20 protein-coding genes and 1 other annotated feature are annotated in these 22,495 nt (G+C 28.1%); of the genes, 18 read left to right on the forward strand and 2 right to left on the reverse strand.

Annotated features, from left to right (window positions below; all coding sequences use genetic code 11):
* Window positions 1-223: 223 nt before the first annotated feature.
* Window positions 224-1,549, forward strand: a complete 1,326-nt coding sequence (locus OXH55_RS16915; RefSeq protein WP_268051268.1) for a hemolysin family protein — start codon at window positions 224-226, stop codon at window positions 1,547-1,549.
* A gap of 126 nt (window positions 1,550-1,675) precedes the next feature.
* Window positions 1,676-3,931, forward strand: coding sequence for a type IA DNA topoisomerase (locus OXH55_RS16920; protein WP_268051269.1), 2,256 nt, complete (start codon window positions 1,676-1,678; stop codon window positions 3,929-3,931).
* A gap of 46 nt (window positions 3,932-3,977) precedes the next feature.
* Here the strand turns inward: OXH55_RS16920 and OXH55_RS16925 are convergent, their stop codons facing one another.
* Window positions 3,978-4,811: a methyl-accepting chemotaxis protein gene (locus OXH55_RS16925; protein WP_272509098.1), complete on the reverse strand. Its 834-nt coding sequence runs from the start codon at window positions 4,809-4,811 to the stop codon at window positions 3,978-3,980.
* Between the two features lie 331 nt (window positions 4,812-5,142).
* Between OXH55_RS16925 and OXH55_RS16930 the strand changes: the two genes are divergently transcribed.
* Together OXH55_RS16930 and OXH55_RS16935 are read left to right on the forward strand one after the other, a co-directional pair.
* Window positions 5,143-6,468 carry a DUF5050 domain-containing protein gene (locus tag OXH55_RS16930; RefSeq protein WP_268051270.1) on the forward strand — a complete coding sequence of 442 codons (1,326 nt, stop codon included), beginning with the start codon at window positions 5,143-5,145 and terminating at the stop codon, window positions 6,466-6,468.
* A gap of 16 nt (window positions 6,469-6,484) precedes the next feature.
* Window positions 6,485-7,156 carry an MBL fold metallo-hydrolase gene (locus OXH55_RS16935; RefSeq protein WP_268051271.1) on the forward strand — a complete coding sequence of 224 codons (672 nt, stop codon included), beginning with the start codon at window positions 6,485-6,487 and terminating at the stop codon, window positions 7,154-7,156.
* Between the two features lie 39 nt (window positions 7,157-7,195).
* Here OXH55_RS16935 and OXH55_RS16940 read toward each other — a convergent pair whose 3' ends face one another.
* Window positions 7,196-8,269 (reverse strand): NAD(P)H-dependent flavin oxidoreductase, encoded by a 1,074-nt coding sequence (locus OXH55_RS16940; protein ID WP_268051272.1) that lies wholly within the window; start codon window positions 8,267-8,269, stop codon window positions 7,196-7,198.
* Window positions 8,270-8,553: 284 nt separating this feature from the next.
* On the opposite strand from OXH55_RS16940, the gene OXH55_RS16945 reads away from it, so the two are divergent.
* From OXH55_RS16945 to OXH55_RS17010, 14 genes are all read left to right on the forward strand, one after another.
* Window positions 8,554-9,786 (forward strand): EAL domain-containing protein, encoded by a 1,233-nt coding sequence (locus tag OXH55_RS16945; protein ID WP_268051273.1) that lies wholly within the window; start codon window positions 8,554-8,556, stop codon window positions 9,784-9,786.
* Window positions 9,787-9,911: 125 nt separating this feature from the next.
* The gene (locus OXH55_RS16950; RefSeq protein ID WP_268051274.1) at window positions 9,912-11,180 is read left to right on the forward strand and encodes a replication-associated recombination protein A; all 1,269 of its coding nucleotides are present in this window, start codon (window positions 9,912-9,914) and stop codon (window positions 11,178-11,180) included.
* 104 nt (window positions 11,181-11,284) lie between these two features.
* Window positions 11,285-11,716, forward strand: a complete 432-nt coding sequence (locus OXH55_RS16955; RefSeq protein ID WP_268051275.1) for an RrF2 family transcriptional regulator — start codon at window positions 11,285-11,287, stop codon at window positions 11,714-11,716.
* A gap of 5 nt (window positions 11,717-11,721) precedes the next feature.
* Complete coding sequence (nifS, locus tag OXH55_RS16960; protein ID WP_268051276.1) at window positions 11,722-12,912, forward strand: cysteine desulfurase NifS; 1,191 nt, start codon at window positions 11,722-11,724, stop codon at window positions 12,910-12,912.
* A 2-nt stretch (window positions 12,913-12,914) separates the two neighbouring features.
* Complete coding sequence (gene nifU, locus OXH55_RS16965; RefSeq protein ID WP_268051277.1) at window positions 12,915-13,346, forward strand: Fe-S cluster assembly scaffold protein NifU; 432 nt, start codon at window positions 12,915-12,917, stop codon at window positions 13,344-13,346.
* A 29-nt stretch (window positions 13,347-13,375) separates the two neighbouring features.
* Window positions 13,376-14,413, forward strand: a complete 1,038-nt coding sequence (mnmA, locus tag OXH55_RS16970) for a tRNA 2-thiouridine(34) synthase MnmA (RefSeq protein WP_268051278.1) — start codon at window positions 13,376-13,378, stop codon at window positions 14,411-14,413.
* A gap of 171 nt (window positions 14,414-14,584) precedes the next feature.
* The gene (locus tag OXH55_RS16975) at window positions 14,585-15,076 is read left to right on the forward strand and encodes a PRC-barrel domain-containing protein (protein ID WP_268051279.1); all 492 of its coding nucleotides are present in this window, start codon (window positions 14,585-14,587) and stop codon (window positions 15,074-15,076) included.
* Window positions 15,073-16,107: an AI-2E family transporter gene (locus OXH55_RS16980; protein ID WP_268051280.1), complete on the forward strand. Its 1,035-nt coding sequence runs from the start codon at window positions 15,073-15,075 to the stop codon at window positions 16,105-16,107. The genes OXH55_RS16975 and OXH55_RS16980 overlap by 4 nt, the downstream gene beginning before the upstream one ends.
* Window positions 16,108-16,192: 85 nt before the next feature.
* Window positions 16,193-16,390: a binding site (T-box leader), on the forward strand.
* Between the two features lie 59 nt (window positions 16,391-16,449).
* Window positions 16,450-19,089: an alanine--tRNA ligase gene (gene alaS, locus OXH55_RS16985; protein WP_268051281.1), complete on the forward strand. Its 2,640-nt coding sequence runs from the start codon at window positions 16,450-16,452 to the stop codon at window positions 19,087-19,089.
* An 86-nt stretch (window positions 19,090-19,175) separates the two neighbouring features.
* Window positions 19,176-19,430, forward strand: coding sequence for an IreB family regulatory phosphoprotein (locus OXH55_RS16990; RefSeq protein WP_268051282.1), 255 nt, complete (start codon window positions 19,176-19,178; stop codon window positions 19,428-19,430).
* 61 nt (window positions 19,431-19,491) lie between these two features.
* A complete protein-coding gene (gene ruvX / locus OXH55_RS16995) occupies window positions 19,492-19,899 on the forward strand; it encodes a Holliday junction resolvase RuvX (RefSeq protein ID WP_268051283.1) in 408 nt (135 codons plus the stop codon).
* 17 nt (window positions 19,900-19,916) lie between these two features.
* Window positions 19,917-20,171, forward strand: coding sequence for a DUF1292 domain-containing protein (locus tag OXH55_RS17000; protein ID WP_268051284.1), 255 nt, complete (start codon window positions 19,917-19,919; stop codon window positions 20,169-20,171).
* A gap of 149 nt (window positions 20,172-20,320) precedes the next feature.
* Window positions 20,321-20,779: a Fur family transcriptional regulator gene (locus tag OXH55_RS17005; RefSeq protein WP_268051286.1), complete on the forward strand. Its 459-nt coding sequence runs from the start codon at window positions 20,321-20,323 to the stop codon at window positions 20,777-20,779.
* 46 nt (window positions 20,780-20,825) lie between these two features.
* Entirely contained in the window at window positions 20,826-22,493 is a 1,668-nt protein-coding gene (locus tag OXH55_RS17010; RefSeq protein WP_268051287.1) for a ribonuclease J, read from the forward strand.
* Window positions 22,494-22,495 lie beyond the last annotated feature (2 nt).

A 22,495-nucleotide genomic window follows, 5' to 3' on the forward strand; every position in this document is an offset into this window, starting at 1 on the left:
GTTTATCTCCTTATTATTAATATTAATAATCTACCTTAATCATTTTAAATGATTTAGATTCAATAAGCAAATTATAATAAAAATTTATAAAATATAAATTATCAAAATAAATGGATATATATTAATAATTAATATGATAACAAAATTTTTTAATAATATGTAACTATTAATGAAATAATATTTATATATTTCAAAAATTTAGCTGTCAGGAGGGGAAATTGCGATGAACAGTAGCAATAATAGTATTATGTTAGAATTAATTTTTATTTTACTATTAATTTTTTTAAATGCATTTTTTGCGGCAGCGGAGATTTCAATTATTTCTTTAAATAAAAATAAAATAAATAATTTAGCTGCTAAAGGTGATAAAAAAGCAAGTTTATTAATAAAGTTAGTTGATGAACCAAGCAAATTTTTTGCAACAATTCAAGTTGGAATTACTTTAGCAGGTTTTTTTGCTAGTGCTACAGCAACAGCTAGTATATCAAGAAGATTAGGAACATTATTAAAAAGGCTTAATATTAGATTTATTGCAGATGCTAGCAGTCAAATAGCTATCATTATTGTAACTGTTATTTTAGCATATATTACTTTAGTTTTAGGAGAATTAGTACCTAAACGTTTAGCGGTACAGAAATCTGAAAAAATTGCGATGACGGCCATAAGACCAGTAATGTTAGTATATAAGATTACTTTGCCTTTTGTTAAAATTCTTACGTATTCTACTGACTTCATAATTTCTTTATTTGGAATTAAGCATAATAATGTAGAAGAAAAAATAACGGAAGAAGAGATAAGAAGAATAATAAATGAGGGAGAAGAAAAAGGTGTATTAGATAGAGAAGAAAAAGAAATGATACAAGGTGTTTTCGATTTTGATGATAAAGTTGCAAAAGCAGTAATGACACCAAGAACTAAGGTTTTTATTATTGATGTAGATATGGAAATAAATAAAGCAATAAATATGATTATAAAAAAGCAGTATTCTAGAGTGCCTATTTATAAAGATAGTATGGATAATATTATAGGAATTGTGAATATGAAAGATTTACTCAAATATGTAATAGGTAATAAAGGAACATATAGTTCTTTAGAGGAGATAGCAAGACCACCATATTTTGTTCCAGAAACAAAGGATATAAACATATTATTTAGAGACTTGAAAGAAAGCAATAATCATTTAGCAATTCTAATCGATGAATATGGAGGGTTTTCAGGAATTGTTACAATTGAGGATTTAATTGAAGAAATATTAGGAGATATTTTTGATGAATATGATAAGCTTAGAAAAAATGATGAGAGCATAGTAAAAATAGATAATAGTACTTATCTTGCAAATGGAGCAGTATCTATAAATAAAATAAATGATGAATTAGGTATTAGTTTGCCAGATGATGAAGTTGATACTTTAGGAGGATTTATATTAGATTTAATTGGCATTATTCCAGAAGAAGATAAAGTATATTCAACAGAATATAAAAATATTATCTTTAAAGTAGAAAAGGTAATAGATAAAAGAATTGAATTAGTTCAAATACGTATTACTTAGAGTATAAATACCTAGGGCCTTGCCTTGATAAAAAGAGAGCAATATTCTATAATAATTATCTAATTAACTTTTCTGTAAGTTGATTATTAGAATAACAAAATAAATTTTAGATGGTGAGGCTTTTTAATGGGAAAATCTTTATATATTACGGAAAAACCTTCTGTGGCTATGGAATTTGTTAAATTATTAAATGTAAAAGGGAATAAAGGTAATGGTTTTATAGAAGGTAAAAATGAAGTTTTTACTTGGTGTGTAGGTCACATGGTAACAATGAGTTATCCAGAGGCTTATGATGAAAAGTTAAAAAAGTGGGCTTTAAAAACAATTCCATTTTTACCTCAAGAATATAAGTACGAAATTATTTCAGCTGTAGCAAAGCAATTTAATATAGTTAAATCTCTTCTTTTAAGAGAAGATGTAGATACAATATATGTTTGTACGGACTCAGGTAGAGAAGGAGAGTACATATATAGATTAGTAGATATGATGGTTGGAGTTAAAGATAAGATGAAAAAGAGAGTATGGATTGATTCTCAAACAGAAGAAGAGATAAAAAGAGGAATTAGAGAAGCAAAACCACTTTCAGAATATGATGCGCTTTCAGACTCAGCATATCTAAGGGCAAAAGAAGATTATTTACTTGGTATTAATTTTTCAAGATTATTGACTCTCATATATGGAAAAACTGTATCAAATATCTTAGGAAAAGAATCTGTTGTAATAGCTGTAGGACGTGTAATGTCTTGTGTCCTTGGAATGATAGTAGAGCGAGAAATGGAAATAAGAGATTTTATCCAGACATCCTTTTATAAGATTACAGGTGAGTTTAAAATTGATGATACTGCAAGTTATGATGGAGAATGGAAAGCAGTTGAAGGGTCTAAGTATTTAGAAACAAATTTATTATATAATGAAAGTGGATTTAAAAAAATTGAAGATGCAGAAAATTTGATTAGTAAATTGAAAGAAGTTGCAGCAGATTATGTTGTAATTCAAAATATTAGTAAGAAAAAAGAAAACAAAAATCCGCCACTTTTATTTAACCTTGCAGAGCTGCAGAATGAATGTTCTAAAAGATTTAAAATAAATCCTGATGAAACTTTAAATAAAATTCAAAATTTATATGAAAAGAAAATGCTAACTTATCCAAGAACGGATGCCAGAGTATTATCTAAGGCGGTAGCAAAAGAAGTACATAAAAATATAAAAAAATTAACTTTATTAAAAGAAGATACTGAAATTAGTAATATAGCAAAAAAAATACTTGAAGAAAAAAGTTACAAAAACTTAGAAAAAACAAAATATGTTAATGATAGTAAAATCACAGATCACTATGCTATTATTCCTACAGGAGAAGGTGTTGAAAATTATTCTTCTCTTACAAAATTAGAAAAAGATATATATAACTTAATAGTAAGAAGATTTTTATCAATATTTTATCCGCCTGCTAAGTATAGCAAGATACAAGTGGAAACAAAGATAGGAGAAGAAAGCTTTTTTACAACTGATAAAGTTTGTATTCAAAACGGATATTTAGATGTTATAAAAAAAGAGAATAGTGATAATGTTAAAAAGAAAGATATGACATTTTTAAATAATTTAAAAAAAGGACAGAGAATAAAACTAAATAGTTTAGATATAAAGGAAGGTAAAACTTCTCCACCTAAAAGATATACATCAGGTTCTATAATTATTGCTATGGAGAATGCCGGGAAGCTTATTGAAGATGAGGAACTTAGAGAGCAAATTAAAGGTTCAGGCATAGGTACAAGTGCTACTCGTGCTGAAATATTAAAAAAATTAGAACGAATAGAATATATAAAAACAAATACAAAAACTCAAATATTAACACCAACTTTAAAGGGAGAAATTATTTACAGAGTTATAAGAACATCTATACCCAGTCTTTTAAATCCTACATTAACCGCAAGTTGGGAAAAAGGACTTTCTATGGTCTCAGAGAGAAATATAACTTCAGAAATTTTTATGGATAAACTAGAGGGATATGTAAAAAAGAATGTTGAAAAGGTAGTGAAACATAATAATGTTATAAATACTGAATATTTAATTTCATTAGTAAAAGATAAAAAATCAATAGACTTAGATGAAAGTAAAATAAATGAGGTAATAGGAGTATGTCCCATATGTAATAATGGACGAGTAGTACGAAATAGCAAAGGATATGGTTGTGATAATTGGAAAAGTGGGTGTAAATTTTTCTTAGGTACTATATGTGAAATCAATATACCTATAAATCAGATTAAAAAATTGATAAGATATGGTAAGACAGATATAATTAACGGTTTCAAGTCAAAAAAAGGAAATTTATTTAATGCTAGACTAATAATAAATAACAACAAAATTGAATTTAGATTTGAATAAAAATATAATAAAATTGCTAGGATTATATATAATCCTAGCAATTTTATTATATTTTTGAAGCCATTTCTTTAAGAATTTCTGCCGAAGAATTTAAGGTTTCTATAGAACTTGTAATTTCTTCAATAGAGCTAACTTGTTCCTCAAAAATATCATTAAAATTATTTATTTTATTTTCAATATTCATTACTGAATCTTGAATAGTTTTTAAAATAGAATTAATTTGACTTATAGATTCTTTACTAGAAGTAGATAATTTTCTTATTTCCTGAGCAACTACACTAAAGCCTTTACCATATTCACCAGCACGAGCTGACTCAATGGCAGCATTTAAACCTAAAAGATTAGTTTGTTGTGCAACATTTCCTACAAATTTTAAAATTTCATCTGTGTTCTCTGTTTCTTTACGAGTTGTTTCAACATTTGATTGTATTTCAGAATTAGATTTTACTATATCTTGAACATTAGCAGAAATACTATTAATTGCTAGGGTTATTTGAGCTAAGGAATTAGATAAGTTTTTAGATAGATTTAAAATGTCAGTTTGTCTCTCAAGACTTTTTGCTATATTAAAAGAACCTACAACTTTGTGATCAACTATTACAGGAATTCCAATTACTTTAATATCAGTACCAAAAACTTCTTTTGGTACTATTCTAATAATTGGTTTTTTAGCTTTCATACATTGATATGCACCACTAGTATGAGGAACTGGGTCATTTGTTTTTATGTTTAATTTTAATTTTTCACCTGGAATATATTTTAAGAAATATTCAGTATTTGTAATAGAAAGTACAAAATCGTCTTCAATAAAATATTTAAAATAAGGAATTAATGTGTTAAATGAATTCATAAGTTTATTTTGGGTAAAATCAGTTATCATTTTATATCATCCTTCCTGAAAAAACTACATGATAATAAAATTATACAATTATAATGGAAAAATTTCAAATATAATGATTTATACTTAAAAAATGTAAAAATATATAAGAGAATTAAAATTGAATTTTCAAATAGATAAAAGGTATAAAAGTACTCTGTTAACAAACATCAAAATTTAAATGATTTTAGTGAAAAAATAGATAACTACTAATATTGTAAAATAATGTTGAATACTGCACTTGTAATTTGTAAAATATTATTCTCTATGATAAAATTTACAAAAAGGATGATGCTTTTATCCAATACATAAAACGATATGAGGAGGAAATATTTTGAACAAAAAACTAACGATTACATTTCTTTTATTTTTCTTGATTTCCAGTATGTTTTGCAGTTTTAACAAGGTTGTTTATGGACAAGTGAATGGACAAGGTAATACAAGATCTAATATTTTGAACTTAGGATATATAGATAAGGAGAGTGATTGGATTTATTACTCTAATATTGCAGATGAAAGTCGTTTATATAAGTGTAGGTTTAACGGTGAGGATGAAACTAAAATATGCGATGATATACCTAACTACATTAACGTAATAGGAGAGTGGATTTATTATTCTAATGTAAAGGATAATTTTAAAATATATAAAGTTAAAAAAGATGGTACTGAAAAAGTTAAATTAAATAATGATAGCTCTTTTTGGATTTATGTAACAGGTGATTGGATTTACTATGCTAATAGAGTGAGCGATGGACAAGAACTATATAAAATTAAGATTGATGGAAGTGAAAAAACTAAAATTACAAAAAATAAGATATATGGTTTTGCTATAAAAGGTGATTGGGCTTATTATTCAAATGAATCTGATAAACATAAGATTTATAAAGTGAAGTTAGATGGGTCACAAGATATAAAATTAAATAATGATGAATCTTTTTTAATAGATATAGTGGGCAATGATGTATATTATCAAAATTATTCTAAAGGAAAAAAAATATATAAGATAGGTATAAACGGGCAAAATAATACAAAAATAAATGATGATAATTCTCAATTTATAAATATATCAAATGATTGGATATATTATGCAAATGAAAGTGATGATTTTAAATTATATAAAATAAAAATGGATGGTACAAATAAAATTAAATTAAGTGAAGAATGTGGTGGAGAATTAAATATTATTGATGACTATATATATTACTGGGGGGGGATCAAGGATGGAGCTAATGGTATTAAATTAGATTCAACTAAATTATTTAGGATAAAGAATGATGGTACGTCTAAGGAAGTAGTGAAAATAGCAAAAGTAAAAGAAGAGAGTGGAGAAGGAGAAGTAAATATATCAACTATTATAATAACGCTACTTATTGTTGCAGTGGGGACATGCCTTGAAATATGGAAAATGATTTCTATACGTAATATAAACAAATTTATAAATGGGATTCATGGAGAATTGACTAACGAAGATGCTAAAAAATATATAGCTTTAATAAAAAAATCAAGAATAGTTAAAAGATCAGATATATATAAGTTACTAAGAAAAGGGGTGCAGCTTATAAATTCTTCATATAAAATTGATGATGAATTAAAGGAAGAATTAAAAAATACTCTAGTTAAAAGAGGAATACATTTAAGTAATATTACTAACAAAAAATAGAATTAGGAGGAAGTTGATGAAAATAAAAAGAGTAGGTTCACGAGGATATATGTTTACTTTTTTTGAATTGGTAGATACAGAATTTGATTGCTCTACTAATGTATATTTAATTGATGGTAAAGATTATTTATTTTTGTGTGACACTTACTTGGGACCTAAATCAATGCTAGAAATAAAAAAATTTATTAATAAACATTTAGATGAAAAACCTATAATAGTTTTTAATTCTCATTCCGATTGGGATCATATTTGGGGAAATTGTTTTTTCAAGAATTCTATAATTATATCACATGAAATCTGTAGGGAAGACATAGAAAAAAATGCATTGTATGAACTTAATAAATATAAAGAGCATTGTCAAGGAGAAGTGAAAATATATATTCCAAATTTAACTTTTAAAGAAAGACTTGATTTCATAGATGAGGATATAGAATTTTTTTATTCGCCAGGACATACAAATAATTCAGCTTCTTGTTTCGATAGAAAAGATAATGTTTTATTTGTAGGCGATAATATTGAAAATCCTCAACCTTATCTAACCTGTAATAATTTTGACATATATGAAAAAACCTTAAATAAGTATATAGAAATACAGGCTGATTACATAATTCCAGGTCATGGAGATGTAGCGAACTATGACTTAGTAAGAAAGAATTTAAAATATATAAAAAAGTGTGCATATAGCTAATTAAGCTATTGCACACTTTTTTATTGAAGTTTAACTTAATTATAGATTAGCTTCAGCCTCTTTTGCTAATTCTGTCATAAGTTCTTTAACAGTTATAATTTTGTCTAGTTTATATGCATTAGTACCAGCAAAAATCAATCCATTATCTACATCTCCATTAACTGCGTTAATCAATGCGTTAGATATACAATATGGGGTTTGTGAAGGATTACAATGTTTTATGCATGAATAACATTTTTCAATTAAGGATTTACTATCATTTAAAGAATTAATAAACGAATTATTAATAGCTCTACCAGGCATTCCAACAGGACTTTTTATTATAATAATATCCTCTTCAGCAGCATCAATATATGCTTTTTTGAAATTAATATGGGCATCGCACTCTTCAGTAGCCACAAATCTAGTAGCCATTTGAACTCCAGCAGCACCTATTTTTATAAGTTCTGCAATGTCTTTTCCATCATATATTCCACCACCAGCTACTACAGGTATAGGTTTATTGTATTCTTCTTCTAGAGGTTTAACAACGGATAATACTTCTTTTACAATAGAATGTAAATCCTTTGCTTTAGAATTTTCTAATTCTTCTGCAGAAAAACCTAAATGACCACCTGCATTTGATCCTTCAACTACAATTAAATCAGGAATATAATTGAATTTTTTCTTCCACATCCTTGTAATAACTGAGGCAGCTTTGCCTGAAGAAACAATTGGAGCTATTTTTGTGGTAGAACCTTTTACTAATTTAGGTAAGTCTGTTGGAAGTCCTGCACCACATATAATTAAATCAATTTTTTCTTTAACAGCAGCTAAAACTAAATCTTTATAGTGAGTTGCTGCCACCATAATATTAACTCCTAAAATTCCATTTGGACTTAATTCTCTAGCTCTTTTTATTTCTTTTTTTAAAGCTCTTATATTTGCATTAAGAGTATTTTCTTCAAAATCTTTTTCTTTATAACCAATCTGGACTCCGGAAATAACCCCTATACCGCCTGCATTTGCAACTGCTGATGCTAAGGAAGAGAGAGAAACACCAACTCCCATGCCTCCCTGAATAATAGGAAGTTTAGCGGTTAATTCACCTATTTTTAAAGGTGGTAATTTCATGATATCTACTCCTTTTTATATATGATATTAATACTTTGATTTGCAAAATATTTGATAATCAAAGTATAGGAGATAAATAACAGTATGTCAATAAAAAGTTCTTTCTATTGAAATATGTAGATAAAATGAGTATTATAATTTATAAAAGAAGTACATTTTAAATTAATTTAAGAATTTTAGTATAATAAATTTGTTATAATAATTTTAAATCTATTTTAATAATGTATTTTATATGATTAAATATAATTATTAAATATGTTCTACAAAAGGAAGGCGGGCTTATCATGAATAGTAAAATAGAAATTAAGAATATTATAAAAAATAAGAACTTAGAAATTTGCTTTGAACCAGTAGTTTCAGTAATAAAGCAATCAATTATTGGATTTGAGGTTTCTAGTGAAGGATGCATTGATGGGAATAATGTTATTTCTATGGAAACTCTTATAAAATATGCAGAAGAAGAGAATGTTGTTATTGATTTAGATAGACTATATAGAGAAAAAGCAGTTGAAAACTTTACAAAGATATATGAAAAGAATAAGGAAATGCTTTTATTTCTTAATATCAATGCTTCTATAATTTCTAAATTTGTAGGATCGGGAATTATTATGGATTTAGTTAATGAGTTTAATATTAATCCTAAAAATATTGTTTTAGAAATTGTAGAAGATAATGTTAAAGATATGGAGAGTTTAAAGAAGTTTATTAATGACTATAGAAATAAGGGATTTTTAGTAGCTTTAAGTGATATAGGATATGGATTTGCAAATTTAGATAAGATATCCTATGTTGAACCAGATATTATTAAAATAAGTGGAGCTATAACTGAAAATATAGAATATGATTATTATAAACAAGAGATTTTTAAATCATTAGTAAATTTATGCAAGAGCATTGGTGCGCTAGTAATTGGTGATGGTATAGAAAATTATCAACAAACTTTATGTGTAATAGAATTAGGGGCGGATATGATTCAAGGAAAATATTTTGGAAATTGCAATGCAATAGATAGTGATTTTATTGGTGAGGCAAGAGTTAAAGTTCAAGATGTAGCTAAACAATATGAGAATTATATGATAGATAAAATTAATTTAGAAAAGTCAAAACATAAGGGTTATGAAGCTATAATGGATAATGTGTTAAAGGAATTATCAAATAGAATTGAAGAGGAATTTAATGATATTTTACAAAGTGTTATTGGTGATAATGAGGCTTTTGAATGTATTTATGTGTTGAATAATAAAGGAATTCAAGTAAGTGATACTTTTACTTATTGTAAAAATATGCTTCAGCAAAAAGCCCTTATATTTCAGCCAGCAGAGAAAGGAACAAATCATTCTTTAAAAAAATACTATTATTTTTTAAAAAATATGGGACTTAATAAGTATATAACAGAGCCGTATATATCCTTAGCTACTGGAAATCTATGTACAACAATATCATCAGTATTTGAAAGTGAGGATAATAAAAAATATATATTATGTATAGATTTTAATCCAAATCATATAAACATTTAATTAGTAATAATAAAAGTCAGCAATTACTGCTGGCTTATTATTATTTACTTGCTTTATTATGATGAAACTTATTGATTTAAAACTCAATTATTAAATTAAAGCATAAAAAGTATTGGAGGTTACAAATGAAACCATTAGCAGATAGAATTAGACCTGATAATATTGAAGAGATAGTTGGCCAAGAGCATATATTAGGCAAAGATAAAATATTAAATAAGTTAATTAAAAATAGAAAAGTGGTTAATATGATTTTTTATGGACCACCGGGAGTGGGTAAGACTACTGTAGCTAATTTAATAGCTAGATTTACTGATAAAAAACTATATAAATTAAATGCAACGACGGCATCTGTAAAAGACATACAAGAGATTATTAAAGATTTGAACAGTTTAATGACTTTTAAAGGAATCGTTTTATATTTAGATGAGATACAAAATTTTAATAAAAAACAGCAGCAGTCCTTATTAGAATTTATGGAAGATGGGAGGATAACTTTAATAGCAAGCACTACCGAAAATCCTTATCATTATATTTATAATGCTATTTTAAGTAGAGCTACTATTTTTGAATTTAAACCATTAAAAGAAGAAAATATAGTAAAAGCTTTAATGAGAGGATTAAGATTGCTGAATGATGAGTTTAAAAATACAGAAATAAAGGCTGAAGAAGATGTATTAAAATATATTGCAATAATGTGTAATGGTGACTTAAGAAGAGCTATAAATGCATTAGAACTTTTAGTATATTCTACTAATCCTAATGAGGAAAATAAGCTGGAAATAAGTATGAATGATGTAAAAGAAAGTATGCAGGGCAAAGCATTTAATTTTGATAAATATGGGGATAATTATTATGATGCATTAAGTGCACTTCAAAAAAGTATAAGGGGGAGTGACCCTGATGCAGCTATATTTTATGCCAGTATGCTTATAAAAGGTGGTCAGCTTTTATCTATATGTAGAAGGCTTCTGGTTATAGCATCAGAGGATATAGGTCTTGCATACCCACAAGCAGCTAGTATTACATATTCATTAGTTCAAAGTGCAATGCAGTTAGGTTTACCAGAGGCGAGAATACCAATTGCACAAGCAGTAATTTTATTAGCTACATCACCTAAATCAAATTCATCGTATAAAGCTATAAAAAAAGCTCTTTTAGATATAGAAAATAAAAATATAGGGGAAATTCCAATACATTTAAGAGATAATCATTATTATGGAGCTAAACAGCTTAAACGAACAGGATATAAATATCCACATGATCATAAAGGTAATTATGTAGAACAGCAATATCTACCAGATGAATTGATTGGGAGAAACTATTATATTCCCGGAGATAATAAGATGGAACGAGCTATAAAAGGATACTTAAATTCATTAAAAAATGAATATTAAAGTATGTTTTAAGCGAAAATATTAATGTTGACAAATATAGTAGGAATTGATAATATAATAAAGAAAGCCTAGCAAAACACTCGGAATTCAAAAGGAGTGATTAAATGAAATTATCAACTAAGGGTAGATATGGTGTTAGGGCTATGGTAGACTTAGCAATACATTATGGAGAAGTACCAGTTTCTATAAAAAGTATAGCAGAGAGACAGGGGATTTCAGAGAGTTATTTAGAACAGCTTTTTTCACCACTAAGAAAGGCAAAACTGATAAAAAGTATTAGAGGAGCACAAGGTGGTTATGTATTAAATAAAGAGCCTAAAGATATTACAGCAGCAGATGTCATTGCGGTTTTAGAAGGGCCTATAGAAATATCTTCATGTGTTGATGAAGGAGTATGCAGTAACAGCAATATAGATTGTTGTTCAACAAGACTTCTTTGGGGAAAAATAAAAAAGAGTATAGAAGACATAACACAATCGATTACATTGCAAGATATGGTAGATGATTATAATAAAATGTTAAAAGATAAGGAGTGACAGAAATGACAAAGAAAATTTATATGGATTATTCAGCAACTACATACACAAAGCCAGAAGTATTAGAAGAAATGCTTCCTTATTTTACTGAAAGCTTTGGTAATCCATCATCTTTATATACTTTATCTAATGGAAATAAAAAAGCTGTAGTTACAGCTAGAGAAAAGGTATCAAAAGCTATTAATGCTGAAAAAGATGAAATTTATTTTACAGCAGGTGGTTCAGAAGCTGATAACTGGGCTATTAAAGGAATTGCCTTTGCCCATAAAAATAAAGGTAATCACATAATTACTACTAACATTGAACATCATGCAGTTTTAAATACATGTAAATTCTTAGAGAAAAATGGATTTGAAGTTACTTATTTACCAGTTGATGAATATGGATTAATAGATATTAAGCAGCTTCAAGAAGCTATTACTGATAAAACAATATTGGTTTCAGTTATGTTTGCAAATAATGAAATAGGAGCTATACAACCAATAAAAGAAATTGGAGAAATATGCAGAGAAAAGAAGATTTTATTTCATACCGATGCAGTTCAAGCAGTTGGGCATGTACCAATTGATGTAAAGGATATGCACATTGATTTATTATCTATGGCTGCACATAAGTTTTATGGGCCTAAAGGTGTAGGAGCTCTTTATATAAGAAGAGGTGTAAAGATAGAAAACTTAATTCATGGCGGTGGTCAAGAAAGAAGCAAAAGAGCAAGTACTGAAAATGTTCCGGGAATTGTTGGTATAGGAAAATCTATTGAACTTGCTATTAAAAACATGAATGAAGAAAATAAGAAACTGGAAGGATTTAGAGATAAACTTATAAAGGAACTTATGGTTAGAATACCACATACAAAATTAAATGGACCTACTGGAGATAAAAGACTTCCTGGTAATGTAAATATGAGTTTCATTGGAATTGAAGGAGAAACTTTATTATTGGATTTAGATGATAAAGGAATATATGCTTCAACAGGAAGTGCTTGTGCTTCAGGAGATTTATCTGCATCACATGTGCTTCTAGCTATAGGATTATCACATGGAGTTGCTCATGGTTCATTAAGATTGAGTTTAGGAGAAGGAACAACAGAAGAAGAAGTGGATTATGTTATAGAAGTACTACCAGAAATAATAAAAAGAAGAAGAGAAATGTCACCATATTGGGAACAATTTCTTGTTGAGAAAGGAGAAAGATAATTATGTATAGTGAAAAAGTAATGGATCATTTTAGAAATCCTAGAAATGTTGGAGAAATTGAAAAGCCAAGTGGAGTAGGAGAAGTTGGTAATCCACAATGTGGAGATATAATGAAAATATATTTAGAGGTAGAAGACAATGTTATTAAAGATGTTAAATTTAAAACCTTTGGATGTGGTTCTGCTATAGCTTCTTCAAGTATGGCTACGGAACTTATAAAAGGAAAGACTTTAGAAGAAGCTTGGGGATTATCTAATAAAGCAGTAGCAGAAGCTTTAGATGGACTTCCACCAGTTAAAATGCACTGCTCAGTTCTTGCTGAAGAAGCTATTCATAAAGCAATAAATGACTATAGAATAAAAAAAGGACTTGAGCCTTGGCAAATGAAGCATCATTCAGAGCATATTCATGAGCATGTACATGGACATGAATAAACACAAACAAATGAAGAACAGGTGATTAGATGAAGAAAAAAGTAGCAATTGGATTAAGTGGAGGCGTTGATAGTTCTGTTGCAGCATATCTGTTAAAACAAAAAGGATATGATGTTATAGGTGTAACATTACGTTTGTGTTCAGAAGTTGATATTTCAGATGATGCCAAAAAAGTTGCAGAGAAGTTGAATATTCCTCATTATGTTATAGATTTAAGAGATGAATTTAAAAAGTATGTAATTGATAATTTTGCTAATGAATATTTGAGTGGAAGAACTCCTAATCCTTGTGCTGTATGTAATAAACATATAAAGTTTGGAATAATGTTGGATAAGGCTAAGGAACTTGGGGCTGAATATATAGCAACAGGGCATTATGCAAGAATAGAAGAGCATAATGGAAGATATATACTTGTTGCTGCAGAAGATCAAAGAAAAGATCAAACTTATATGTTATATAGTTTAAGCCAAGAAATTTTAAAACATGTTTTAATGCCCTGTGGAGAATATTCTAAGAGTAAGATAAGAGAAATAGCGAAGAAAATTGGACTTGAAGTTCATGATAAAAAAGAAAGTATGGAAATATGCTTTATTCCAGATAATGACCATGGTAAATACATTGAAAAATTGATACCAACACATGTTGAGAATGGAAATTTTGTAGATGAAAATGGGAAAGTTGTAGGTAAACATAAAGGCATAATTTATTATACTATTGGTCAAAGAAAAGGATTAGGATTAGCTTTAGGAGAACCTGTATTCGTAATTGATATACGTCCAGAAACTAACGAAGTTGTAATAGGAAAAGAGGAAGAAATATTTAAAACTACTTTAATTGCTAAGGATGTAAATTTTATTCCTTTTGATAAGCTTGAAAATCCTATGGAGGTAGAAGCTAAAATACGATATTCTACTTCTAAAAGTAAAGCTACTATAAATATGCTTAATGATGGCAGAGTGAAAGTAGAATTTGAGGATAAACAGCGAGCTATTACTAAAGGTCAGTGTGTAGTTTTCTATTCAAAAGATCTACTTTTAGGTGGCGGAACTATTGATGAAATAATTTAGGATTAAATAAAGAAAAAGTAATAAAAGAATTATTTTAAAGAATAAAAAAAGGCAAATTACAGATTAGACTGTATTTTGTCTTTTTTTACGTAGAAATATAGTTAAAACTGTAATAAGTTTAGTGTAAGTGGAAATACTAGACATAAATAGTCATGTTGAAATGGTGATGATATGTATAGAAGTAAAGATTTTTTAATGATGGAAGTAGTAGATATAAAAGGTAAAAAAATAGGATTTATAAAAGACATTTTGATTGATTTTAATAAAGGAGTTGTTACAGGATTTAGTATATCTTCTTATAGCTTATTTCATAAAAGTGTTAGTATTTCAAAAAAAGATATAATATCTTTTAATTATAAAATGATAATAAAAAGAAGCAGAAAGGAAGAAAAACTTAAATTTTTTCCTTTAAAAGGTATAGATGTTATAGATAAATTTGGAAATGATATAGGAATCATGGAAGATATTGTTTTTGATAACATTACCTTTAAAATTAATGGAGTGGTAGTTTCAAAAGGGTTAATACGTAATTTCATTAATGGAAAGAAAATATTTTTAATCAAGGAGTTAATATTAGGAGAAAAAAATATTTTGTATTATGGAGAAGATAAAAAAATGAATTTTAAAACTATGCCTCATGATGTGGTTGGTAAAAATAGATGAAAATAAATGAAATTTTTAAAAATAAATTAATAAAGAGTGCAGTATATATATGCATAATTACTTTTATTATTTTCATCATTTTGAAAATCTCCATATTAAAAGAAATAGTTTTTCTATTATTAATTTCATTTGTTGTAGCATATAGTTTAAAACCACTTCAAAAGATATTGCTAGAAAGGGGAATGAAGCTAAAACATTCAGCTATTCTATTGATATTAGGTTTATTTGTAACAGTGATAATGATTTTTACACTTTTAATACCATCTATATTTAGAGAAAGTTTAAATATTGGTAATACAATTGATGAAATTGGTAAATACTTTGGTGAATTTTATCATAGGTTTAAACCTCTAGGTGATAATAAAATAATATATACACTTATTAATAATATAAATAATAAGATTAATAAAGGATTTATTGATTTATTCAATAGAGTATTAGAATTAGGAGCTGAATTTGGTGAAAATGCATTGTCATATATTGTTATTCCAATAATCACATATTACTTTTTATGTGATGGTGAATATTTATTCAATAAAATATTATTATTTTGTCCATTGAATAGTAGAAGAATAATAAGGAAGATAAATAGAGATGTAGATAAAATCTTAGGTAGATATATTGTTAGTCAGTTTATGCTTTGTATAATGATAAGTATAATTACCTTTATAGCATTAATCCTTACAGGTGTAAAACTTCCTATTATACTTTCTATATTAAATGGGATTTTCAATATTATACCATATTTTGGACCTATTTTAGGTGCAGTACCTGCTGTGATAATGGCATTTCTAACATCGCCTAAAACAGCTTTATATACTGCAGGATGTTTATATGTAATTCAGCTAATAGAGGGGAATATCATTTCTCCAAAAGTAACAGGGGAAAGTGTAAGTATACATCCTATAGGAGTTATAATAATTTTGCTTTTAGGAGAGAAAATTGGGGGGCTTTTAGGAATGGTTTTAGCAGTACCTATAAGTGTTATAATAAAGGTTATTTATGAAGACCTAAATTATTATTTATTTTGATATATATTACCATATTAAACTTATAATATTGACATAAATACTATTTTTTCTTATAATCAAAATATCGTATTTTACAAATTAATAGTGTAGGGCAATGACGAGAATGAGTAAATATTATGTTTTATTCAGAGAGGAAGTGGTTGGTGAAAACTTCTTAAAACAAATATTGAAGCTATCTAGGAGTCTTTATTTATTGAGAGATATATTGTGTGCATATTCTACGAAAACTATGTACTATTATATATAATTAGGGTGGTACCGCGGAAAAACTTTCGTCCCTTATTTTAGGGAATGAGAGTTTTTTGTTTTTACAAAAAATAATTTAATATGGAGGAATTATATATGGAAAAAATGGGATTAAACCAGATTAGAGAAGCGTATTTAAAATTTTTTGAAAGTAAGGAACATTTAAGATTAAATAGTTTTTCATTGGTTCCTAAAAATGATAAAAGTTTATTATTGATAAATGCAGGTATGGCACCGCTAAAACCTTATTTTACTGGTCTTCAAACTCCACCAAATAAGAGAATTGCTACTTGTCAAAAATGTATAAGAACAGGTGATATTGAAAATGTAGGGAAAACTTCAAGACATGCTACTTTCTTTGAAATGCTTGGAAATTTTTCTTTTGGAGATTATTTTAAAAATGAAGTTATTCCTTGGGCTTGGGAATTTGTTACAGAAGTCTTAAGTATACCTAAAGAAAAATTATATGTAACTATATATTTAGATGATGATGAAGCTTATGAGTTATGGACTACTAAGACAGATGTTAACCCTAAACACATATTTAGACTAGGTAAGGAAGATAATTTCTGGGAACATGGAGTTGGACCTTGTGGACCATGTTCTGAAATACATTTTTATAAAGATGAAGGGGAAATAGTATCAGCAGAAGATTTTGTTGAAAAATCAGATGCAGATAGAGCTGTTGAATTTTGGAATCTTGTTTTCACACAATTTGATAAAGATGAAGAAGGAAATTATAATAAGTTAGATTTTCCTAACATTGATACTGGTATGGGACTTGAAAGAATGGCTACTATTATGCAGGGGGTTGAAACGATTTTTGAGGTGGATACTATTAAAAGCATCCTAGACAAAAGTGGAGAATTAGTAGGTATAAAATACGGAGAAGATCAAGTTAAAGATGTATCATTAAGAATAATTACTGACCACACTAGAAGTGTTGCTTTTATGATAAGTGATGGTATACTTCCATCAAATGAAGGAAGAGGATATGTTTTAAGAAGATTGCTTAGAAGAGCAGCAAGACATGGGAGACTTCTTGGAGTGGAAGAAGCATTTTTAAATAAAATAGTTGATACTGTAATAGAAAATTCAGGAGAAGCTTATCTAGAATTAAAAGATAAACAAGAGTACATCAAAAAAGTTATAGCAATAGAAGAAGAAAGATTTGGTGAAACTATTGGTTCTGGAATGGAAATATTAAAAGGATATATAGAAAAAATTCAAAAAGAAAATGAGAACGTGTTATCTGGAGATAAAGTATTTAAGCTATATGATACTTATGGATTTCCTGTAGAATTAACACAAGAAATTTTAGAAGAAAAAGAAATATGTGTAGATTTAGATGGATTCAATGAAGAAATGAGGATACAAAGAGAAAGAGCTAGAGCTGCTAGAGGTGAAAATACTTATATGGGAACTGATGTAAAAGTTCTTGACACAATACCAGTAGAAATAGAAACAACATTTGATGGGTATAATAATTTAGAATTGACTTCTAAAGTTAAAGTGATAATCAAAAATGATGAGTTTGTTTCTTCTATTGAAGAAGGAGAAAAAGGTATTATTGTTATGGAAGCTACGCCTTTCTATGCTGAAATGGGAGGGCAAGTAGGAGATAAAGGTATAATTTATACTGATAGCTTTACAGCAAAGGTTGAAGATTGTAAAAAGAATATTGGTGGCAAAATAGTTCATTTTGTAGAAGTAGAAAAAGGAAGTATAAGTTTAGAAGATGACGTAACTCTTAAAGTTGATAAGATTAGAAGAGAAAAAGTTGAAAAGAATCATAGTGCTACACACATGATTCATGCAGCATTACGTCAGGTGATTGGAGACCACGTTCATCAATCTGGATCATATGTTGATGATGAAAGATTAAGATTTGACTTTACTCATTTTACAGCTGTTACTACAGAGGAATTAATAGAAATTGAGAATCTTGTAAATAAAAAAATTATGGAAGTTTATGAAGTAGATACTAAAGTTATGACATTAGAAGAAGCTAGAGAATCAGGAGCTGTAGCTTTATTTGATGAAAAATATGGAGATAGGGTTAGAGTTGTAAATATCGGTGGTTTTAGTACAGAACTTTGTGGTGGAACACATGTTAATAATTCTGGTAAGATAGGTTTATTTAAAATTATATCTGAAAGTGGAATTGCTGCAGGAATAAGAAGAATAGAAGCTGTTACAGGTGAAAATGCATTAAGGTTTATTGATAAGAAAAATGAAGTTTTAAGAATGGTTTCTGAAACACTTAAATGTTCTGAAAAGGAAATTATTAATAAATTAGAACAACAATCAAATGAATTAAAAGAGAAAGATAAGGAAATATCTGCTCTTAAAGCTAAACTTGCTAGTGGTTCAGAAGATGAAATATTAAATAATATTAAAGAAATAAACGGTGTGAAATATACTGCAACGGTATTAAAGGACATTGATGGAGAGGCTTTAAGAGATTTAGCTGATAAGATAAAAAATAAAATGAGCAGCGGTCTTGTTGTTCTTGGAAGTAAAAGTGGAGAAAAAGTTCAATTTGTAGCAATGGCTACGAAAGATGTAGTATCTAAAGGAGTTCATTGTGGAAAAATTATTAAAGAAGTTGCAAAAATCGCTGGCGGTGGCGGCGGTGGAAGACCAGATATGGCGCAAGCAGGAGGTAAAAATGCTGAAAAACTTGGTGAAGCGATAGAGCAAGTACAAAAAATTATGGAAGATTTAGTAAAATAGTATACTTTTTAATAAATTTAGTTTATAATAAGATTAAAAGAAGGTTGAATTGTAAACTGCATACTTAAAAAAGGGGTGAGGCAGTTATGGGAATTAACGAAAATACTATGCAATTTGATATTCAAAACAATAAAGAGGATTTGACAAGAATAATTTTAACTCAAGTAAATGCTTCATTAAAAGAAAAGGGATATAATCCTATTAATCAATTGGTTGGATATTTAATTTCAGGTGATCCTACTTATATTACTAACCATAATGGAGCAAGAGCATTAGTAAGAAAATTAGAGAGAGATGAGATTCTTGAAGAAGTTCTAAAAGCCTATTTATCAATTAAATAAAAATGCCCTTTTGGGCATTTTTATTTTAACATTACGCATAATATAAATGAGGAGAAACTTTATGAGAATATTAGGTTTAGATGTTGGAGATAAAACAATTGGAGTTGCAATTAGTGACCCATTGGGATTTACGGCACAAGGAATAACTACAATTCAAAGAAAAAATGAAGAATATGATATAAAAGAGTTATCTAAAATTTGTCAAGAATATAATGTGGAATCCATAATTTGTGGATTGCCTAAAAATATGAATGGCACAATAGGAACTCAAGGAGAAAAGGTTGTAGAATTTTGCGAAATAATAAAACAAAACATACAAATACCTATAAAAATGTGGGATGAAAGACTTACTACTGCAGCTGCACACAGGGCAATGCTTGAAGCCGATTTATCTAGAGCAAAACGAAAAAAAATAGTTGATAAGCTAGCTGCTGTATATATTTTACAAGGATATTTAGATAGTTTATAGAAAAAGGAGATAGGACAATGGAGAATGAGTTTAATACAATTATATTAAGAGATGAAAACAATAATGAAGTTGAGTTTGAGTTAATAATGAAATTTGATATAGAAGATAAAGGCTATGTAATAGTGACACCAATGGAAAGTGATGAAGAGGAAGCTATAGCTTTTAGAATAGATAAAGATGAAAATAATGAAGATATATTTGTAACTATAGAAAATGATGATGAATTTAGAATGGTTACAGAAGCTTATGAAACATTAAGTTTAGAACAATAATAGAAAGAATATATCTAGACCAAAAGGAGAAAGTGATTGTTCAATAATGATTATCAATTGACAAAACAGCGAAATAATATTAAACTTAATGTAGATGTATTCTTTGAGGAAAAATGTATGAGTATGTTTTAAAGAAGTGAGGTATTAAAATGTCTAAAGTGTCTCCAACACAAATTGAAAAATTAAAAGAGAAATTAAAGTTGAAAGGTTATAAATTGACCCCACAAAGAAGAGCTATAGTGAATATAGTTATGGAAAATAAAGGGAGTCATCTTACGGCTGAAGAATTATATGATCTTGTAAAAATAGAGTGTCCAGAAATTGGATTAGCCACAGTATATAGAACTATACAATTATTAGAAGATATTGGCGCTATTTACAAATTGAATCTTGATGATGGATGCAACAGATATGAATTAATTAATGAAGATGAGATACATCAGCATCATCACTTAATATGCAATAAATGTGGAAACGTTATAGAGGTTGAAGATGATTTGCTTGATGTTATAGAAAAAAAAGTTGAAGAAGAATATAAATTTAAAATAGAAAATCATAGTGTTAAATTTTTTGGAATTTGTAGTGAATGTTTAAAAAAGTCAAAATAGATCAATTGCAATTGCAAATATTTATAGAAAGAAGGAGGGTAGGGTATTGAAAAGAGAAAAAGATAAAATAAAGATTATTCCTTTAGGTGGATTAAATGAAGTTGGTAAAAATTTAACAGCTTTTGAATACAAAAATGAAATAGTTGTTATTGATTGTGGACTTAGTTTTCCAGATGATGAAATGTTGGGTATAGATGTGGTTATACCTGAGATCGGATACTTGGTTAAAAATAGTGAGAAAATCAAAGGTATATTTTTAACTCACGGTCACGAAGATCATATAGGGGCATTACCATATGTTTTAAAAGAACTAAATGTGCCTGTATATGGAACGAAATTAACTTTAGGAATAGTTGAAAACAGATTAAAAGAAAGTGGACTTTTAAGTTCTAGTAAATTAAATAGAGTAAAACCTAGAGATATAATTAAACTTGATAATATGTCTATAGAGTTTATTAGAACTAGCCACAGTATTGCAGATTCGGTTGCAATAGCTATTCATACACCACTAGGTGTTATATTACATACAGGTGATTTTAAAATAGATTATACACCTATAGATGGTCAAGTTGCAGACTTGGCAAGATTTGCGGAACTTGGTAAAAAAGGTGTTACAGTTATGCTTGCAGATAGTACCAATGTTGAAAGACCAGGCTACACAATGTCTGAAAAAACGGTAGGAGAAGCTTTTGAAAATTTATTTTCCAAGGCTGAAGGTAGAATAATAGTTGCAACATTTGCTTCGAATATTCATAGAATTCAACAAATAATTTCTGCAGCATCTAAATTTGGAAGAAAAGTTGCAGTTTCTGGAAGAAGTATGGAGAATATTGTAGGCGTAGCTTCTGAACTTGGATATCTAAAATTTGAAGAGGGAACATTAATTGGGATAGATGATATCAAAAAATATCCCAATAATAAGGTGATAATCATTACGACCGGAAGTCAAGGTGAGCCAATGTCAGCTCTTTCAAGAATGGCATCCTCTGATCATAAAAAAGTTAATATAGTACAAGGAGATATGGTAGTTATTTCAGCAACTCCTATACCTGGAAATGAAAAATTAGTTTCTAAGGTTATAAATCAATTATTTAAACAAGGTGCAAATGTTATATATGAAGCACTTGCTGATGTCCATGTTTCAGGGCATGCTTGCCAAGAAGAATTAAAATTGATTCATACTCTTGTAAAGCCAAAGTTTTTTATGCCAGTGCATGGTGAATATAGAATGTTAAAACAACATGGAGATTTAGCTATTAAGTTAGGACTACCAGAGAAGAATGTTGTTATAGCTGATACTGGTGACGTAATTGAAGTTACAAGAGACTATATAAAGAAAAGTGGTACAGTACCATCAGGACAGGTTTTCGTTGATGGACTTGGTGTTGGAGATGTAGGAAATATTGTTTTAAGAGATAGAAGACATTTATCACAAGATGGAATTCTGACAGTAGTAGTTACTATTGCAAAGGAAAATGGAAAGGTAATAGCTGGACCTGATATAATTTCTAGAGGCTTTGTATATGTAAGAGAATCAGAGGATTTAATGGATGAAGCTAAGAGAATAGTTAGAAATGCCTTAAGAACATGTGAAGAAAAGCATATTACTGAATGGGCAGTCATAAAATCAAAGGTAAAAGAAGTTCTTAGAATGTTCTTATATGAAAAGACTAAGAGAAAACCAATGATACTTCCAATAATTATGGAAATATAGAT

This window comes from Clostridium ganghwense (assembly GCF_026735165.1).
Classification (GTDB): domain Bacteria; phylum Bacillota; class Clostridia; order Clostridiales; family Clostridiaceae; genus Clostridium_H; species Clostridium_H ganghwense.

Excerpts from the sequence above, each read along its gene's own strand:
- OXH55_RS16915 (WP_268051268.1), top strand. The coding sequence starts at position 224 with ATGAACAGTAGCAATAATAGTATTATGTTAGAATTAATTTTTATTTTA.
- OXH55_RS16920 (WP_268051269.1), top strand. The coding sequence starts at position 1,676 with ATGGGAAAATCTTTATATATTACGGAAAAACCTTCTGTGGCTATGGAA.
- OXH55_RS16925 (WP_272509098.1), bottom strand. The coding sequence starts at position 4,811 with ATGATAACTGATTTTACCCAAAATAAACTTATGAATTCATTTAACACA.
- OXH55_RS16935 (WP_268051271.1), top strand. The coding sequence starts at position 6,485 with ATGAAAATAAAAAGAGTAGGTTCACGAGGATATATGTTTACTTTTTTT.
- OXH55_RS16940 (WP_268051272.1), bottom strand. The coding sequence starts at position 8,269 with ATGAAATTACCACCTTTAAAAATAGGTGAATTAACCGCTAAACTTCCT.
- OXH55_RS16945 (WP_268051273.1), top strand. The coding sequence starts at position 8,554 with ATGAATAGTAAAATAGAAATTAAGAATATTATAAAAAATAAGAACTTA.
- OXH55_RS16950 (WP_268051274.1), top strand. The coding sequence starts at position 9,912 with ATGAAACCATTAGCAGATAGAATTAGACCTGATAATATTGAAGAGATA.
- OXH55_RS16955 (WP_268051275.1), top strand. The coding sequence starts at position 11,285 with ATGAAATTATCAACTAAGGGTAGATATGGTGTTAGGGCTATGGTAGAC.
- nifS (WP_268051276.1), top strand. The coding sequence starts at position 11,722 with ATGACAAAGAAAATTTATATGGATTATTCAGCAACTACATACACAAAG.
- nifU (WP_268051277.1), top strand. The coding sequence starts at position 12,915 with ATGTATAGTGAAAAAGTAATGGATCATTTTAGAAATCCTAGAAATGTT.
- mnmA (WP_268051278.1), top strand. The coding sequence starts at position 13,376 with ATGAAGAAAAAAGTAGCAATTGGATTAAGTGGAGGCGTTGATAGTTCT.
- OXH55_RS16975 (WP_268051279.1), top strand. The coding sequence starts at position 14,585 with ATGTATAGAAGTAAAGATTTTTTAATGATGGAAGTAGTAGATATAAAA.
- OXH55_RS16980 (WP_268051280.1), top strand. The coding sequence starts at position 15,073 with ATGAAAATAAATGAAATTTTTAAAAATAAATTAATAAAGAGTGCAGTA.
- alaS (WP_268051281.1), top strand. The coding sequence starts at position 16,450 with ATGGAAAAAATGGGATTAAACCAGATTAGAGAAGCGTATTTAAAATTT.
- OXH55_RS16990 (WP_268051282.1), top strand. The coding sequence starts at position 19,176 with ATGGGAATTAACGAAAATACTATGCAATTTGATATTCAAAACAATAAA.
- ruvX (WP_268051283.1), top strand. The coding sequence starts at position 19,492 with ATGAGAATATTAGGTTTAGATGTTGGAGATAAAACAATTGGAGTTGCA.
- OXH55_RS17000 (WP_268051284.1), top strand. The coding sequence starts at position 19,917 with ATGGAGAATGAGTTTAATACAATTATATTAAGAGATGAAAACAATAAT.
- OXH55_RS17005 (WP_268051286.1), top strand. The coding sequence starts at position 20,321 with ATGTCTAAAGTGTCTCCAACACAAATTGAAAAATTAAAAGAGAAATTA.